The 15641-nt window shown below is 68.2% G+C and carries 14 protein-coding genes and 2 tRNA genes; 7 read left to right on the forward strand and 9 right to left on the reverse strand.

The window, feature by feature from the left end; genetic code table 11:
* The first annotated feature begins 71 nt into the window (after positions 1 to 71).
* The 4 genes from gyrA (at position 72) to K3G64_RS09320 (ending at position 3909) form a co-directional block, all read left to right on the forward strand.
* Complete coding sequence (gene gyrA / locus K3G64_RS09305) at positions 72 to 2579, forward strand: DNA gyrase subunit A (RefSeq protein WP_238949308.1); 2508 nt, start codon at positions 72 to 74, stop codon at positions 2577 to 2579.
* A gap of 29 nt (positions 2580 to 2608) precedes the next feature.
* Complete coding sequence (locus K3G64_RS09310) at positions 2609 to 3562, forward strand: DUF3566 domain-containing protein (RefSeq protein WP_238949309.1); 954 nt, start codon at positions 2609 to 2611, stop codon at positions 3560 to 3562.
* 65 nt (positions 3563 to 3627) lie between these two features.
* Positions 3628 to 3701, forward strand: a tRNA-Ile gene (locus K3G64_RS09315).
* 135 nt (positions 3702 to 3836) lie between these two features.
* Positions 3837 to 3909: transfer RNA gene (locus K3G64_RS09320), tRNA-Ala, on the forward strand.
* An 89-nt stretch (positions 3910 to 3998) separates the two neighbouring features.
* Here K3G64_RS09320 and cwsA read toward each other — a convergent pair.
* A complete protein-coding gene (gene cwsA / locus K3G64_RS09325; RefSeq protein WP_238949310.1) occupies positions 3999 to 4430 on the reverse strand; it encodes a cell wall synthesis protein CwsA in 432 nt (143 codons plus the stop codon).
* Positions 4431 to 4536: 106 nt separating this feature from the next.
* Here cwsA and K3G64_RS09330 point away from each other — a divergent pair, with 106 nt between their 5' ends.
* Positions 4537 to 5064 carry a peptidylprolyl isomerase gene (locus K3G64_RS09330; RefSeq protein WP_238949311.1) on the forward strand — a complete coding sequence of 176 codons (528 nt, stop codon included), beginning with the start codon at positions 4537 to 4539 and terminating at the stop codon, positions 5062 to 5064.
* Between the two features lie 10 nt (positions 5065 to 5074).
* Here the strand turns inward: K3G64_RS09330 and K3G64_RS09335 are convergent, their stop codons facing one another.
* Entirely contained in the window at positions 5075 to 5497 is a 423-nt protein-coding gene (locus K3G64_RS09335) for a PH domain-containing protein (protein WP_238949312.1), read from the reverse strand.
* A 155-nt stretch (positions 5498 to 5652) separates the two neighbouring features.
* Positions 5653 to 5916 carry a cell division protein CrgA gene (gene crgA / locus K3G64_RS09340; RefSeq protein WP_238950554.1) on the reverse strand — a complete coding sequence of 88 codons (264 nt, stop codon included), beginning with the start codon at positions 5914 to 5916 and terminating at the stop codon, positions 5653 to 5655.
* A gap of 104 nt (positions 5917 to 6020) precedes the next feature.
* Between crgA and K3G64_RS09345 the strand changes: the two genes are divergently transcribed.
* On the forward strand, positions 6021 to 6770 hold the full coding sequence (locus K3G64_RS09345) for a DUF881 domain-containing protein (protein ID WP_238949313.1): 750 nt from the start codon (positions 6021 to 6023) through the stop codon (positions 6768 to 6770).
* Positions 6771 to 6801: 31 nt separating this feature from the next.
* On the forward strand, positions 6802 to 7476 hold the full coding sequence (locus K3G64_RS09350) for an aminodeoxychorismate/anthranilate synthase component II (protein WP_238949314.1): 675 nt from the start codon (positions 6802 to 6804) through the stop codon (positions 7474 to 7476).
* On the opposite strand, the gene pknB is transcribed toward K3G64_RS09350, so the two are convergent.
* The 6 genes from pknB to K3G64_RS09380 are packed head-to-tail and all read right to left on the reverse strand — an operon-like array spanning position 7454 to position 15556.
* Positions 7454 to 9322, reverse strand: coding sequence for a Stk1 family PASTA domain-containing Ser/Thr kinase (pknB, locus tag K3G64_RS09355; protein WP_238949315.1), 1869 nt, complete (start codon positions 9320 to 9322; stop codon positions 7454 to 7456). The two genes, K3G64_RS09350 and pknB, sit on opposite strands and share 23 nt — an antisense overlap.
* The gene (locus K3G64_RS09360; RefSeq protein ID WP_238949316.1) at positions 9319 to 10650 is read right to left on the reverse strand and encodes a protein kinase domain-containing protein; all 1332 of its coding nucleotides are present in this window, start codon (positions 10648 to 10650) and stop codon (positions 9319 to 9321) included. The genes pknB and K3G64_RS09360 overlap by 4 nt, the downstream gene beginning before the upstream one ends.
* Positions 10651 to 10672: 22 nt before the next feature.
* Positions 10673 to 12148: a D,D-transpeptidase PbpA gene (gene pbpA, locus K3G64_RS09365; protein WP_238949317.1), complete on the reverse strand. Its 1476-nt coding sequence runs from the start codon at positions 12146 to 12148 to the stop codon at positions 10673 to 10675.
* Entirely contained in the window at positions 12145 to 13557 is a 1413-nt protein-coding gene (locus K3G64_RS09370) for an FtsW/RodA/SpoVE family cell cycle protein (protein WP_238949318.1), read from the reverse strand. The genes pbpA and K3G64_RS09370 overlap by 4 nt, the downstream gene beginning before the upstream one ends.
* Entirely contained in the window at positions 13554 to 15092 is a 1539-nt protein-coding gene (locus tag K3G64_RS09375) for a PP2C family protein-serine/threonine phosphatase (RefSeq protein WP_238949319.1), read from the reverse strand. Before K3G64_RS09375 ends, K3G64_RS09370 begins: the two co-directional genes overlap by 4 nt.
* Positions 15089 to 15556, reverse strand: a complete 468-nt coding sequence (locus K3G64_RS09380; protein ID WP_238949321.1) for an FHA domain-containing protein FhaB/FipA — start codon at positions 15554 to 15556, stop codon at positions 15089 to 15091. The genes K3G64_RS09375 and K3G64_RS09380 overlap by 4 nt, the downstream gene beginning before the upstream one ends.
* Positions 15557 to 15641 lie beyond the last annotated feature (85 nt).

The following is a 15641-nucleotide window of genomic DNA, read 5'->3' on the forward strand; positions in this document are numbered from 1 at the left end:
AGGCGGGACCACAGCGTCACGTTCGGCCAGGAGTGCGACCCGAGGTGCGACCCGAGACCTGAAGGACGAGAATGACTGACACCACGTTGCCGCCCGGTGACGAAGCAGGCGACCGCATCGAACCTGTCGACATCCAGCAGGAGATGCAGCGCAGCTACATCGACTACGCGATGAGCGTGATCGTCGGCCGCGCCCTGCCTGAGGTGCGCGACGGCCTCAAGCCAGTGCACCGCCGCGTGCTCTATGCGATGTTCGACTCCGGCTTCCGTCCGGACCGCAGCCACGCGAAATCCGCGCGCTCCGTTGCCGAGACGATGGGCAACTACCACCCGCACGGCGACGCGTCGATCTACGACACGCTGGTGCGCATGGCGCAGCCGTGGTCGCTGCGCTATCCGCTGGTCGACGGCCAGGGCAACTTCGGCTCGCCGGGCAACGACCCGCCGGCCGCCATGAGATACACCGAAGCGCGACTCACACCGCTGGCGATGGAGATGCTTCGCGAAATCGACGAGGAGACAGTCGATTTCATTCCTAACTACGACGGTCGGGTGCAGGAGCCGACCGTCCTGCCGAGCCGGTTCCCCAACCTGCTCGCCAACGGCTCGGGCGGCATCGCCGTCGGCATGGCCACCAACATCCCGCCGCACAACCTGCGCGAGTTGGCCGAGGCCGTGTACTGGTGCCTGGACAACCACGAGGCCGATGAGGAAGCCACACTGGCCGCCATGATGGAACGGGTGAAGGGCCCGGACTTCCCGACACACGGCCTCATCGTTGGCTCGCAAGGCATTTCGGACACCTACACCACGGGTCGTGGTTCGATCCGGATGCGTGGCGTCGTGGAGATCGAGGAGGACAACCGCGGCCGCACCGGCATCGTCATCACCGAGTTGCCGTACCAGGTCAACCACGACAACTTCATCACCTCGATCGCCGAACAGGTGCGCGACGGCAAGCTCAACGGGATCGCCAACATCGAGGATCAGTCCAGCGATCGCGTCGGGCTGCGAATCGTGGTGGAGCTCAAGCGCGACGCCGTGGCCAAGGTGGTGCTCAACAACCTCTACAAGCACACCCAGCTGCAGACCAGCTTCGGTGCCAACATGCTTTCGATCGTCGACGGGGTGCCGCGCACGCTGCGCATCGACCAGCTGATCCGCTACTACGTCGAACACCAGCTCGACGTCATCGTGCGGCGCACCCGGTACCGGTTGCGCAAGGCCAACGAGCGGGCCCATATCCTGCGCGGTCTGGTCAAAGCGCTCGATGCGCTCGACGAGGTGATCGCGCTGATCCGGGCGTCGGAGACCGTCGACGTCGCCCGCCAAGGCCTGATCGAGTTGCTCGACATCGACGACATTCAGGCCCAGGCGATCCTGGACATGCAGCTGCGCCGTCTTGCCGCCCTGGAACGGCAGCGCATCGTCGACGACCTGGCCAAGATCGAGGCCGAGATCGCCGATCTTGAGGACATTCTGGCCAAGCCGGAGCGCCAGCGCGCCATCGTGCGCGACGAACTGAAGGAGATTGTCGACAAGCACGGCGACGACCGTCGCACTCGCATCATCGCCGCCGACGGTGAAGTCGCCGACGAGGACCTGATCGCCCGCGAGGACGTCGTCGTCACCATCACCGAGACCGGCTACGCCAAGCGCACCAAGACCGACCTGTACCGCAGCCAGAAGCGCGGCGGCAAGGGCGTGCAGGGTGCCGGGCTCAAGCAGGACGACATCGTCAACCACTTCTTCGTCTGCTCGACCCACGACTGGATCCTGTTCTTCACCACGCAGGGCCGGGTCTACCGGGCCAAGGCGTACGACCTGCCGGAGGCGTCGCGCACCGCGCGCGGCCAGCACGTCGCGAACCTGCTGGCCTTCCAGCCCGAAGAACGGATCGCCCAGGTCATCCAGATCAAGAGCTACGAGGATGCGCCGTACCTGGTACTGGCCACCCGCAACGGCCTGGTGAAGAAGTCCAAGCTCACCGACTTCGACTCCAACCGCTCCGGCGGCATCGTCGCGGTGAACCTGCGCGACGGCGACGAACTCGTCGGCGCCGTGCTGTGTTCGTCCGAGGACGACCTGCTGCTGGTGTCGGCCAAGGGCCAGTCCATCCGGTTCTCAGCTACCGACGAGGCGCTGCGCCCGATGGGTCGCGCGACCTCCGGTGTGCAGGGCATGCGGTTCAACGCCGACGACCAACTGCTTTCGCTCAACGTGGTCCGGGACAACACATATCTGCTGGTCGCGACGTCCGGCGGGTATGCAAAGCGGACGGCGATCGAGGAGTACAGCCCGCAGGGCCGCGGCGGCAAAGGCATCCTGACGATTCAGTACGACAAACGGCGTGGCAGTCTGGTGGGTGCGTTGATCGTTGATGACGACACAGAGTTGTATGCCATCACCTCGGGGGGAGGCGTCATCCGGACCGCTGCTCGCCAGGTCCGCAAGGCCGGGCGGCAGACCAAGGGTGTTCGGTTGATGAACCTGGGCGAGGGCACCACACTGATAGCCATCGCGCGCAACGCCGAGGAAGGCGACAGCACCGACGAGGTCAACACCGACGTAGGCGAGTGACCCGCCGTCGTGAGCAGGAGGAGTCGTAGGTGAGTTCACCGAACGAGCCGGGATACCCGCGCGCGGGTGAGGGTGCTGGGGTCGCCAACGGCTCACCGGCCAACCAGGACACCAGCTCGTTGAGCACGAGCAGGCCGAACGCCTCCGAGTCGGGCGACGTACCGCCCTGGCAGCGCGGGCCCGCCGCCCGGTCGGCCCAGGGTGCATCGCGGCCGGCGGAGCAGGCGCGGCGAGGCCCCGCTCCGCGCGGCGACGACGTCCACGGTGGGGAGCGGCCCGATGACCGCGGGTCCAACCACTCCCCCGGCGCCGATTCCCGGCTCAACCGCTACATGGTCGGGGTGGGTTCGTCCACACCGACCGAGGAAGTGCCCGCGCGTGACCGGGCCGAAGCCCAGCGCAGCGAGCCGCGCAAGGAGGGCCACCGGGGCGAGCCGCGCAACGAGGGCCCGCGCAGCGAGCCGCGTACCGAGGCCTACGCCAGTGAGCTGCCCGACCTGTCCGGACCGCTGCCGCGGCCTCCACAGCAGCAGCGCACGCCGGCCGACCGCCCGGCGATGGACCCGGCGAACCGTCCAGCTCCCGCCGGCCGGGTCCAGGTCGGGTCCCGCAACAAGGGACCCGTGCGGGCCAGCATGCAGATCCGCCGGGTGGACCCGTGGAGCACGCTGAAGGTCTCGCTGGTGCTGTCCGTCGCGTTGTTCTTCGTATGGATGATCGCCGTGGCGTTCCTCTACCTGGTGCTCGGCGGCATGGGGGTGTGGAGCAAGCTCAACAGCAATGTGGGCGACCTGCTCACCAGCGCCAGCGGCACCTCCGGCGGCGAATTGGTGTCGAGCGGTACGATTTTCGGCGGCGCGGCGCTGATCGGCTTGGTCAACATCGTGTTGCTGACCGCGATGGCGACCGTCGGCGCGTTCATCTACAACCTGACCACGGATCTTGTCGGTGGCGTGGAGGTCACGCTCGCCGACCGGGACTGAGGCCGCACGTTTGGGCCCGAGCCCACCATTGCGGTAATCTCGTCGCTCGGCCATCCCGGCCTTACGGGGCTATAGCTCAGGCGGTTAGAGCGCTTCGCTGATAACGAAGAGGTCGGAGGTTCGAGTCCTCCTAGCCCCACGGAAAGGTTCGCACCATGAGGCTGGTGTTGCTGCTCGGCACGGCGATCGCGGCCGTGATGACCGTCGCGGTCTGGCGGTCGCAGCACGCGGCGGAGGTGTGGCACGTGGCGCCCGACGCCCCGGCCTGAACCCAGGGGCCTTAGCTCAGTTGGTAGAGCGCTACCTTTGCAAGGTAGATGTCAGGAGTTCGATTCTCCTAGGCTCCACAGTCAGAACAATCCCGGTACTTGTCGCCGAGCGGTTCCTCCGCTAATCCACTTGCGCTGATATCCACACTCGCAGCGCACTGCCGGACTCAGGGCTTGGGTGCCACTTCGACGCTGGGTGGCAGTGGGGACGGTTCGGGTTGGGTCGACCGTCGGATGATCGAGAAGGCCACCGCTCCCCCACCCAGCGCCACCACTCCGACGGCGGCCAGGAGCAGGGGGCGCCTGCGACGCCGGGTGCGGGCCTTGCGCAGCGCTGACGGAAGGTTCGAAACCACTTCCTGGGCGGCGGCCAGTTCCTGAGCGAGGGTTTCCTGCGCGGCGGCGAGGTCCTTACCGAACTGGCCCGTCACCCGCCCCCGGCGGTACCGATCGCCGACCCATGCGGTCGACGATTGCGCACCGCTGATCCCCAGGCCCACCGCACCGCGGGTGACGTCGACCGGCCCGATGGCGGTGTACCGCAGTCCGCGGGCCAACCGCTGGCCGGGAGTCAACCGCAGGTCCGTCTTCGAGCTCATCGCATACCTCTTTCGCGGGGTGAGTGGAACCGACAACAGCCTGCCATCTACCGCTAGGCAGCGGTGCCCGTTGGGCGGTGAAGACGGCGTGGCACACTGGCATCCCGTGACGAGCCCCATTCAGACAGCGACCGCGACCCTCCACACCAACCGCGGTGACATCAAGATCGCGCTCTTCGGCAACCACGCTCCCAAGACCGTCGCCAACTTCGCGGGACTGGCACAGGGCACCAAGGACTACAGCGGCGAGAACGCGTCGGGCAGCACGTCCGGCCCGTTCTACGACGGCGTCGTCTTCCACCGGGTGATCGAGGGTTTCATGATCCAGGGCGGTGACCCGACCGGCACGGGCCGCGGCGGACCGGGCTACGAGTTCGCCGACGAGTTCCACCCCGAGCTGCAGTTCGACCGGCCCTATCTGTTGGCGATGGCCAACCGCGGCCCAGGCACCAACGGCTCACAGTTCTTCATCACGGTGGGCCCGACACCGCACCTGAACCGAAAGCACACGATCTTCGGTGAGGTCGTAGATCCGGAGTCGCAGAAGGTGGTCGACGCCATCGCCTCGACTGAGACCGACCGCAGCGACCGGCCGACCGACCCGGTGGTCGTCGACTCCATCACGATCGCCTGATCGCCGGCGGTCAGGAACCGGCGCCGGCATAGCCGCCGGCGGTCAGGGCGTCGAGCACCTGCAGTGGATCGGCGCCCAGGTCCCAACGGGTGAAGACCAGCAGCCGGTCGTCGACGGTGTCGATCTCCAGCAACCGCACTTTGCGGGCGAGCCGGCGGAACTCCGTGATGCGGATGAGCTGGATGTCCTGTCGGCACAGCACCTGCGTGCCCAGCCAACCGCGGGTGACGAGGCCGTCATTTCTGATTGCCAGCTTCGGCCGCGCGCGCCAGGACAGGCTTGCAAACAAGATCAATCCCACGGCGGCAACGCCGACCAGAATGCGGCCCGGAGCATCTGTGATCAGGGTCACAGCGCCGACTCCCAAGAGAATCCCGGCGATTCCGGCCACCACGATGCCGACTGTCGGTGGACTCCACTCAGTTTGCTGCATGCGCTATTCACACCCCTCTACCGCGACGAACGGGGTTATCCACAAGTGCTATCCCCAATGGGGATGAATAACAACGGTGTGATCCGATTGCCGCAAAGTTGCTGACCGGGTAACGACGGATGACCGAGATGAATGCATCACCCTGGCCGTGCGGGCTACCGCCACCGCATCGTGAGCAACAAACCGGTGATCATGAAAGCAAACGCGATCGCGTAGTTCCACGGGCCCAGATCCGCCAGGAAGGGAATCGCCGAGGACGCGAGCTGGAACACCAGCAACCACACCAGGCCGATCAGCATCAGGCTGACGAACAGCACTACGAACCAGGTGCTCGACGGGCCGGCCTTGACCTTGACCGGTGTCCGGCTCACCGGCCTGGCAGTGAAGTCGTTCTTCTTGCGAACCTTGGATTTGGGCATGGTCACCTTCGGAAAATCGGGGGCGTCCCACCTGTCGCCGGGACGGCAGAGTGCGACGATGTACCTACGAGCCTAACTCAGGCGGAACACAGGAGAGTGAGCCGATGGCGACCTCACGGCGGTCAACCTGGCGCTTCGGCGTGCCGGTGGTCTGCCTGCTGGCGGGGCTGCTGCTGGCGACCACCCACGACGTGTCCGGCGGCGACGACATCCGCCGCAGCGACGCACCCCGTCTGGTCGACCTCGTGCGAGAGACCCAGCAGTCGGTGGCCCGGCTCGGCGTCGAGCGCGACCTGTTGTCCAACGACATCGAATCCCATCACGGCGGGAGCCCCGGCTCTGCGGCGGCGCTGGCCGCGATCACCCGGCGGTCCGACGCGTTGGCAGTTGACGCGGGCCTGGCGGCGATCCGCGGGCCCGGTCTCGTCGTGACCCTCAACGACGCCCAGCGCGACGCCGAGGGCCGCTTCCCCCGCGACGCCTCCCCCGACGACCTGGTGGTGCATCAACAGGACATCGACGCGGTCCTCAACGCCCTGTGGAGTGCGGGCGCGGAGGGCATCCAGATGCAGGATCAGCGCATCATCGGCACGTCGGCCCCCCGCTGCGTCGGCAACACCCTGCTGCTCAACGGGCGTACCTACAGCCCGCCCTACGTGATCACCGCGGTCGGTGACTCGGCCGCGATGCAGGCGGCGCTGGCCGCGGCCCCGCAGGTCAACCTCTACCGGCAGTACGTGGTGCGCTTCGGGCTGGGCTATGCCGAAGAACCCCGCGAGCAGGTCGGACTCGTCGGCTACGACGAACCGGTGCGGATGAAGTTCGCCAGGCCGGCCGGACCGATCGGCTACTGAGGCCCAGACGGACAACCAGTAGCCTGTGCTGATGCAGGTCCTGGTCGTCGACAACTACGACAGCTTCGTGTTCAACCTGGTCCAGTACCTGGGCCAGCTCGGTGTGCACGCGCAGGTCTGGCGTAACGACGACGAGCGCCTGGCCACCGACGCCGACGTCACGCGCGTCGCTGCGCGGTTCGACGGCGTACTGCTGAGCCCCGGACCCGGCACCCCCGAGCGTGCCGGCGCGTCGGTGCCGCTGGTGCACGCGTGCGCGTCGGCAGGCACACCGCTGCTGGGCGTATGCCTCGGGCACCAGGCCATCGGCGTGGCGTTCGGGGGGACGGTGGACCGCGCGCCAGAGCTGCTGCACGGCAAGACCAGCGTGGTGCACCACGCCGACGCCGGTGTGCTGCGGGGACTTCCGGACCCGTTCACCGCCACCCGGTATCACTCGCTGACCATCCTGCCCGACACGGTGCCCGCCGAGCTCGAGGTCATCGCCCGTACGGAGGGCGGCGTCATCATGGGTGTGCGTCACCGCGAGCTGCCTATCCACGGTGTGCAGTTCCACCCCGAGTCGATCCTGACCGAAGGCGGCCACCGCATGCTGGCCAATTGGCTCGGCTACTGCGGCGCGACGCCCGCCGAGGCGTTGGTGCGCCAACTCGAGGACGAGGTTGCCGGCGCCGTGCAGGCGGCTACGACGCGAAGTTCAGCGTGATCGTCGAGCCGAAGTTGACCGTGGTGCCCGCCGACGGGCTCTGATTCACCACCGCGTTGGTGCGCTGCCCGCTGTTCTGCACGTCGGCGCCCTTGTCGAGGAAACCGGTCCAGCCCAGCGCCCGCAGCCGGGGTTCGGCGTCGGTCCAGAACATGCCCCGCAGGTCGGGCATGACGAACTGGTTGCAGCTCGACAGCTGGATCTGGATGGGCGTGTCGACGGTCGCCTCCTGTCCGGCGGGGGGCAGGGTGCCGACCACCTGACCGCAGGACTTGGCGCTGTCGACCTGAACCGGGACCACGTTGGTGAATCCCGCCGCGTTGAGGATCTGGCTTGCGGGCGCCTCCGTCTGCCCGGTCACGTCGGGGACGGGTCTGCTGTCGGGGCCGGTGCCCACGACGATGGTGATCTCGTTGGTGATGGCCGAGGTCTGGTTCGCCGGCGGGTTGGTGCCGATGACCTTGTCCTTGAGTTCGGGCGCCGACGGCGAGGTGGACTGCCGGAAGCGCTCGAAGCCGGCCTCGGTGAGCCGCTGCGTCGCCTGGGGGTAGCTCAGGTTGCGGACGTCGGGGACCTCGCGCTGCTCCGGGCCCGTCGACACGTTCAGCGTGACCTCTTTGCCGGCCTCGACGGACGTGGCGGCCCCCGGCTCGGTGTTGATGACGTGGTCGGGCGGCACCGTGGAGTCGGGCCGCTGTTGGGTGCGGATCCGGAAGCCGCTGTTCTGCAATTGGGCGATGGCGTCGGCGGACGCCTGGCCGCGCACATCGGGCACCTGCACCTGGCGGGGCTCGGTGTTGAGCATGTTGATGCCGACGGTGACCGCGACGGTCAGCACCGCCAGCACCGCCACCGCCAGGAGCCAGCGACCCACCGAACCGCGGCGTTCGCGATCGGTGTAGGCGGGTTGCGGGCGCGGCATCGGAGTCAGGGGTTCCGTGCGTTCATGCGGTGTCGACAGCCACGAACTGCGCTCGGCGTCGGTGAACACCTTCGGCGCGTCGGGCGCCTCGCCGCTGTGCACCCGGACCAGGTCCGCGCGCATCTCTGCGGCGGTCTGGTAGCGGTTGTCCGGGTTCTTCGCCAGCGACTTGAGCACCACCGCGTCGAGTTCGGGGGAGACGTCGGCGTGCCGCGCAGACGGCGGCACCGGATCCTCGCGGACATGTTGGTAGGCCACCGCGACGGGCGAATCACCGACGAAAGGTGGCTGGCCCGTGAGGATCTCGTACAGCACGCAGCCCAGCGAGTAGACGTCGGACCGGGCATCGACCTTCTCGCCGCGAGCCTGCTCGGGCGAGAGGTACTGCGCGGTCCCGATCACCGCGGCGGTCTGGGTGACGCTGCTGGCGTCGGCCAACGCACGGGCGATGCCGAAGTCCATCACCTTCACCGCGCCGGTCTTGGAGATCATGATGTTCGCCGGTTTGACGTCGCGGTGCACGATGCCGTGCTGGTGACTGAAGTTGAGCGCCTGGCAGGCGTCGGCGATCACCTCGATGGCCTTCTTGACGTCCATCGGGCCGTCGTTGTGGACGATGTCGCGCAGCGTCACGCCGTCGACATACTCCATGACGATGTAGGGCAGGGGACCGGTCGGTGTCTCCGCCTCGCCGGTGTCGTAGACGGCGACGATCGCCGGGTGGTTGAGCGCCGCGGCGTTCTGCGCCTCGCGGCGGAACCTCAGGTAGAAACTGGGGTCGCGGGCCAGGTCGGCGCGCAGCACCTTGATCGCGACGTCGCGGTGCAGCCGCAGATCGCGCGCCAGATGGACTTCGGACATGCCGCCGAAGCCGAGGATCTCACCGAGTTCGTAGCGGTCGGAGAGGTGCTCAGGGGTGGTCATTGCGGTATCTGTCTCAAGGCCGGGTGTCGAGGGCCGGCCGCTTGTGCAGCCGGCGGAATCACCTGCGCCGTTGCCGGTGACTTGATCGCTTGCCGACGTACTACCCCGAATTGTTCCGCATCATGGCGGCCGGCCGGGTCACCGGGCATGGCCGCCGGGGACTGGAAGGGCGTGGTCTCGGTGATCGTGTTGGTGATCGTGGGCGGGGGAGCCTCGCGCTCCTGGCGGTCCTGGGCGTTGAGCACGATCAGGATGGCGATGACGATCGCCAGCGCACCCAGCACGCCTGCGGCCCACAGCAGCGCCCGCTGACCGGAGGAGAACGTGCGCCGTCCCGGTGGCGGACGGTGGCTTCCGGTCGCCGCGCGGGGCCGCGCGGCAGTGGCGGGCGCACGGCCGGTCAGATCGGCGGCGGCACGGGCCTGGGTGGCCGACGGGACCGCGGCCGGTGCGGCGCGACCGAGCGATGGCGCGGCGTTCGGCCGCGGCGGGCGACGACCCGACCGCACCGCGGCCACCGCGTCGGCGAACGGCCCGCCCGAGCGGTACCGCATGCCGGGGTTCTTGACCAGGGTGATCTCGATCAGCTCGCGCACGTTGGGCGGCAGGTCGGCAGGCAGCGGCGGCGGCGTCTCCTTGATGTGCTTCATCGCCACGGTGAGCGCACCGTCGCCGGTGAACGGGCGCTTACCCGAAACGGATTCATAGCCGACGACACCGAGCGAGTAGACGTCGCTGGCGGCGGTCGCATCGTGGCCCAGCGCCTGCTCGGGCGCGATGTACTGGGCGGTGCCCATCACCATGCCGGTCTGCGTGACGGGCGCGGCGTCGACAGCCTTGGCGATGCCGAAGTCGGTGAGCTTGACCTGCCCGGTCGGGGTGATGAGGATGTTGCCCGGCTTGACGTCGCGGTGCACCAGGCCCGCGCTGTGGGCGACCTGCAATGCGCGGCCGGTCTGCTCGAGCATGTCCAGCGCATGGCGCAGCGACAGCCGCCCGGTCCGCTTCAGCACCGAGTTCAGCGGTTCGCCGTTGACCAGTTCCATCACCAGATAGGCGGTGCGGCCCTCACCGTCCATGTCGGTCTCGCCGTAGTCGTACACGCCGGCGATGCCGGGGTGGTTGAGCATGGCGACCGTGCGCGCCTCGGCGCGAAACCGCTCGACGAACTCGGCGTCCGTGGAGTACTCGGCCTTGAGCACCTTGACTGCGACGCGACGGCCCAGCCGTGAGTCGACGCCCTCCCACACCTGGCCCATGCCGCCGGTCGCGATGAGGCGCTGCAGCCGGTAGCGGCCCGACAACGTGACGCCCACGCGGGGACTCATTTTTCGCCTCCGGCTCGGGAGCTCATGAGCCCTCCCTCAACGCCGCCGCGATGGTCGCCCGTCCGATGGGTGCGGCCACCGTGCCGCCGGTGGCCGACAGGCGGTTGCCTCCGTTCTCGACCAGCACCGCAACGGCGACCTTGGGGGCCTGAGCGGGCGCGAAGGCGATGTACCAGGCATGTGGCGGGGTGTTGCGCGGATCGGTGCCGTGCTCCGCCGTGCCGGTCTTGGATGCGATCTGCACGCCGGCGATGGCTCCCTTCTGCTGCGTCACCTGCTCGGCGTCGACCATCAGATCCGTCAGTGTATCGGCGACCTGTTCGGACACCGCCCGCCGCAGTGGGGTGGGAGTCGTGGTGGCGATGTTGGCCAGATCGGGGCCCTTGAGGCTGTCCACCAGGTAGGGCCGCATCGTCACGCCGTCGTTGGCGATGGTTGCGGCCACCATCGCGTTCTGCAGCGGGGTGAGCGCGACGTCCTTCTGTCCGATGCTCGACATGCCCAGGGCGGCGGCGTCCTGGATCGGGCCGATCGTCGACTCGGCCACCTGCAGCGGGATCAGCGGTGGCGCGACGTCGAGGCCGAAGGACCGGGCCGTCGAACGCAGCGCTTCGGCGCCCGTGTCGATGCCCAGCTGGACGAACGCGGTGTTACACGATTTCGCGAAAGCCTCCTGTAGCGATGTGGTGGCTCCGCTGCCGCAGGCCGACCCGCCGAAGTTCTCCAGCGTTGCGGTGCTGTTGGGCAACGGGATTCGCGCCTGCGACGTCAGCTGGGTGTTCTCGCTGGCGCCGCGCTGCAGAGCCGCAGCGGTGGTGATGACCTTGAAAGTCGAACCCGGGGGATAGGTTTCGGCGATGGCCCGGTTCAGCAGCGGCGAATCGGGGTTGTCGCGCAGCTGCTGCCAGGCCTGCGCCTGCGCCTCGAGGTCGTGGGTGGCCAGCAGGTTGGGGTCGTACGACGGCGACGACACCATCGCCAGGATCTTGCCGGTCGACGGCTCCAGCGCCACCACCGCGCCCTTGCACGGCCCGTTGCAGCCGTCCTCCATCGCGTCCCAAGCCGCCTGCTGCACTTCGGGTTTGATCGTCGTGTCGACGTTGCCGCCGCGGGGATCGCGGCCGGTGAAGAAGTCGGCCAGCCGGCGGCCGAAGAGCCGCTGGTCGGATCCGTTGAGGATGCTGTCCTCGGCGCGCTCCAGTCCCGAGCTCGAGTACTGCAGCGAATAGAAGCCGGTCACCGGGGCGTACACCAGCGGATCGGGGTACACGCGCAGGAACCGAAATCGGCCGTCGGTGGACACCGAGTACGCGAGCAGCTGGCCGCCCGCCGAGATCTGGCCGCGCTGGCGCGAGTACTCGTCGAGCAACACCCGCTGGTTCCGGGGATCGGTGCGGTAGCCGTCGGCGGTGAACACCTGGGTCAACGTGGCGTTGGCCAACAGCAGCACGATCAGGGCCATGACCGTGACGGAGATGCGGCGAAGGGAGGTGTTCATACCTTCTCGATCACCTCGGTGCCGGCCGCGGCGATGGGTGTCGCCGACTGCGGGCCGGAGACGATCGGGCGGCGCGCGGCGTGCGAGATCCGCATCAGGATCCCCAGGAGCAGATAGTTTGCCAGCAACGACGATCCGCCGTACGACATCCACGGCGTGGTGAGCCCGGTCAACGGGATCAGCTTGGTGACACCGCCGACGACGATGAACAGCTGCAGCGCCAGGGTCGAGGCCAGGCCGGCAGCCAGCAGCTTGCCGAAACTGTCCCGCACGGCGATCGAGGTGCGCAGGCCGCGGATGATGAGGATGGTGTAGAGCATCAACACCGCCGAGAGACCGACGAGTCCGAGTTCCTCGCCGACGGCCGCGATGATGAAGTCGGTGGAGGCGGCGGGCACGGTTCCGGGCTGGCCGTTGCCCAGACCGGTGCCGAAGATGCCGCCGGTGGCGAAGCTGAACAACGACTGCACCATCTGGTAGCCGGCGCCCTCTGGGTCGGCGAACGGGTCCAGCCAGGTCTGCACTCGGACCCGGACGTGGTCGAAGAGGTGATACGCCACAACGCTTCCCGCCGCGAACAGGGCGAGCCCGATGACCACCCAGCTCAGCTTGTCGGTCGCCGCGTACACCAGCACGAGGAACGACGCGTACAGCAGTAGCGACGTGCCAAGGTCCTTCTCGAAGATCATCACACCTACCGAGGCGATCCACGCCGCCAGCAGCGGCGCCAGGTCGCGGGGGCGGGGCAGGTCCATGCCGAGCACATGCTTGCCCGCGCTGGTGAACACGCTGCGTTTGGACACCAACACCGCGGCGAAGAACACCAACAGCAGAATCTTCGAAAACTCGGCGGGCTGAATCGAGAAGCCGGGCAACTGGATCCAGATCTTGGCGCCGTTCTGCTCCGACATCGACCGCGGCAGAACGGCGGGAATGGCCAGCAGGACCAGACCCGTCAGGCCGCAGACGTAGCCGTAGCGGGCCAGCAGGCGGTGGTCGCGCAGGAAGATGATCACGAGCGAGAACCCGATGACCCCCGACAGGGTCCACAGCACCTGCTGATTCGCCGTTCCGCCCAGCCCATCCTGGCTCAGTTCGCCCTGGGCGAGGTCGAGGCGGTGGATCATCACCAGGCCCAGCCCGTTGAGGAGCGCGACGACGGGCAGCAACAGCGGGTCGGCATAGGGTGCGAAACGGCGGACGGCGAGGTGGGCGCCGGCGAACAGTGCGAGGTAGGCCACGGTGTACTGCGCGAGGTCCCAGTGGATGCCCTGTTCCTGGTTCGACTCGACGATCACCAGGGCCAGTGTGGTGATCAGCGTGGCGAAACCGAGCAGGAACAGTTCGGCGTTGCGCCGGTTCGGCAGCGGTGGCGTGACGGAGACCGCGGCCTGCGGTTGGGTCGTCATGACACTTCCCGGCAGTTGACGCCAGGCTCCGGCGGTGGCGGCGGCAGCGCGGTGACCGTCGGCTGCGGTGGCGGCGTGGGCGACGGACTGGGTGTCGGTGGCGGCGCGGGCGACTGGGCGCCGGTGCCGGGCGGCGGGGCGACGGTCCTCGGCGTTTCGGGTGCAGGGGTGTCGGTACCGTCCGGAGTGGGCGGATTGTTCGGCAAGCCGGGCGAATTGCTCGCACCCGGACTGTGCGGCGCGGCGCTGGTGGTGGGCGGCGCGGCGGGAGGGGAGCAGACCGGCAACACCGAATCGCGGGCGAGTTGGTGGATCTGGGCGATCGCCTCCTCAAGCGTGCCGCCGGGCAGGCCCGCGACGACCTGAGCGCGCTCCGACGGGCGCATGTCGTTGACGCTCAGCATGCGGCAGTTGCGGTTGTTGCGCGGTTCGTCGGCACCGATCAGCGACAACTCGTTCCGGTCGTTGAGGCAGCCGAGCCGGTACGGCTCCTGCAATCCGAAACCGAGCAACGAGCCCTGAACACCCTGCATGATCGACACCGTGCCGTCATGGGCGGTGACGTAGTAGTTGTTGCGGACGATCTCCCGGGCCACTGCGAGCCCGGCCGCCACCACCAGTATCAGAACGGCGGCGGCGATGAACATTCGCCGCCGCGACCGAGGCGGGCGCGGCGGTTCCTCCGGTTCGGGCAGGGGGCGTTTGGCCTGTGCGCGTTTGGGGTTGAACGCCGAGGCCCGGCCGGCGGCAGTGTTGGGCGGCGGTGCGTCGTCGTCTCCGGAGACGGCACCGGCCAGGATCGGCTGGGTCTGGCCGTAGTCGTAGTCGACGACGTCGGCGACGACAAGGGTCACGTTGTCGGGACCGCCGCCGCGCAGCGCCAATTCGATGAGCCGGTCCGCACACTCGGCGACATCGGGGATCTGAAGCGCTTCGAGGATGGTGTCGTGGCTGACCGGATCGGTGAGCCCGTCGGAGCAGAGCAGGTAGCGGTCACCGGCGCGGGCCTCGCGCATGATCAGGGTGGGTTCGACGTCGTGGCCGGTGATCGCCTTCATGATCAGCGATCGCTGCGGATGGCTGTGGGCCTCCTCGGCGGTGATGCGGCCCTCGTCGACGAGCGTCTGCACGAACGTGTCGTCCTTGGTGATCTGCGTCAGCTCGCCGTCGCGAAGCAGGTACCCCCGGGAGTCGCCGATGTGCACCAGGCCAAGCCGATTGCCCGCGAACAGGATTGCGGTCAACGTGGTGCCCATGCCCTCGAGTTCGGGGTCGGCCTCCACATGCGCGGCGATCGCTGAGTTGCCCTCGCGGACCGCGGAGTCCAGCTTGCTCAGCAGGTCGCCGCCGGGCTCGTCGTCGTCGAGATGGGCCAGGGCGGCGATCACCAACTGCGAGGCGATCTCTCCGGCCGCGTGTCCGCCCATGCCGTCGGCGAGGGCGAGCAGCCGGGCACCGGCGTAGACCGAGTCCTCGTTGTTCGCGCGGACCAGGCCGCGGTCGCTGCGCGCGGCGTATCGAAGCACGAGGGTCACGGGCGCAGCTCGATCACCGTCTTGCCGACTCGAACCGGTGTGCCCATCGGAACGCGTACCGCCGTCGTCACCTTCGCCCTGTCGAGGTATGTGCCGTTGGTCGATCCTAGGTCTTCGACGTACCACTCCGATCCACGAGGCGAGAGCCGGGCGTGCCGCGTCGAGGCGTAGTCGTCGGTGAGTACCAGGGTCGAGTCGTCGGCCCGGCCGATCAGCACCGGCTGGGTGCCCAGCGTGATCCGGGTGCCTGCCAGCGCGCCCTCGGTGACCACCAGGTGCCGCGCGACGTTGCGCTTGCCGCGGTTGGGTCGCAGCGACGCACGCAGCGGCAGTCCGCGTCGCACCATGACCGCACCGGTGGGCGCATAGAGGTCTGTCCGCAGGATCCGCAGCACCGACCAGATGAACAGCCACAGCAGCAGCAGGAACCCGACGCGCGTCAGCTGCAGAACCAACCCCTGCATCTGACGTCCTCTCCGTCCCCGTCCCGTTTTCCGTAGCGTCGGCACCGCACAGTCGGCCTCGGCACCGTCACGATACTTGGACGGT

Origin of the sequence: Mycobacterium sp. IDR2000157661, from assembly GCF_022317005.1 — a bacterium.
Taxonomy (GTDB): Bacteria; Actinomycetota; Actinomycetes; order Mycobacteriales; family Mycobacteriaceae; genus Mycobacterium.

Coding starts and splice junctions, on each gene's coding strand:
- K3G64_RS09380 (WP_238949321.1), bottom strand. CDS start 15,556: ATGCAGGGGTTGGTTCTGCAGCTGACGCGCGTCGGGTTCCTGCTGCTG.
- K3G64_RS09370 (WP_238949318.1), bottom strand. CDS start 13,557: ATGACGACCCAACCGCAGGCCGCGGTCTCCGTCACGCCACCGCTGCCG.
- K3G64_RS09335 (WP_238949312.1), bottom strand. CDS start 5,497: ATGCAGCAAACTGAGTGGAGTCCACCGACAGTCGGCATCGTGGTGGCC.
- crgA (WP_238950554.1), bottom strand. CDS start 5,916: ATGCCCAAATCCAAGGTTCGCAAGAAGAACGACTTCACTGCCAGGCCG.
- K3G64_RS09345 (WP_238949313.1), top strand. CDS start 6,021: ATGGCGACCTCACGGCGGTCAACCTGGCGCTTCGGCGTGCCGGTGGTC.
- K3G64_RS09350 (WP_238949314.1), top strand. CDS start 6,802: ATGCAGGTCCTGGTCGTCGACAACTACGACAGCTTCGTGTTCAACCTG.
- pbpA (WP_238949317.1), bottom strand. CDS start 12,148: ATGAACACCTCCCTTCGCCGCATCTCCGTCACGGTCATGGCCCTGATC.
- K3G64_RS09360 (WP_238949316.1), bottom strand. CDS start 10,650: ATGAGTCCCCGCGTGGGCGTCACGTTGTCGGGCCGCTACCGGCTGCAG.
- pknB (WP_238949315.1), bottom strand. CDS start 9,322: ATGACCACCCCTGAGCACCTCTCCGACCGCTACGAACTCGGTGAGATC.
- gyrA (WP_238949308.1), top strand. CDS start 72: ATGACTGACACCACGTTGCCGCCCGGTGACGAAGCAGGCGACCGCATC.
- cwsA (WP_238949310.1), bottom strand. CDS start 4,430: ATGAGCTCGAAGACGGACCTGCGGTTGACTCCCGGCCAGCGGTTGGCC.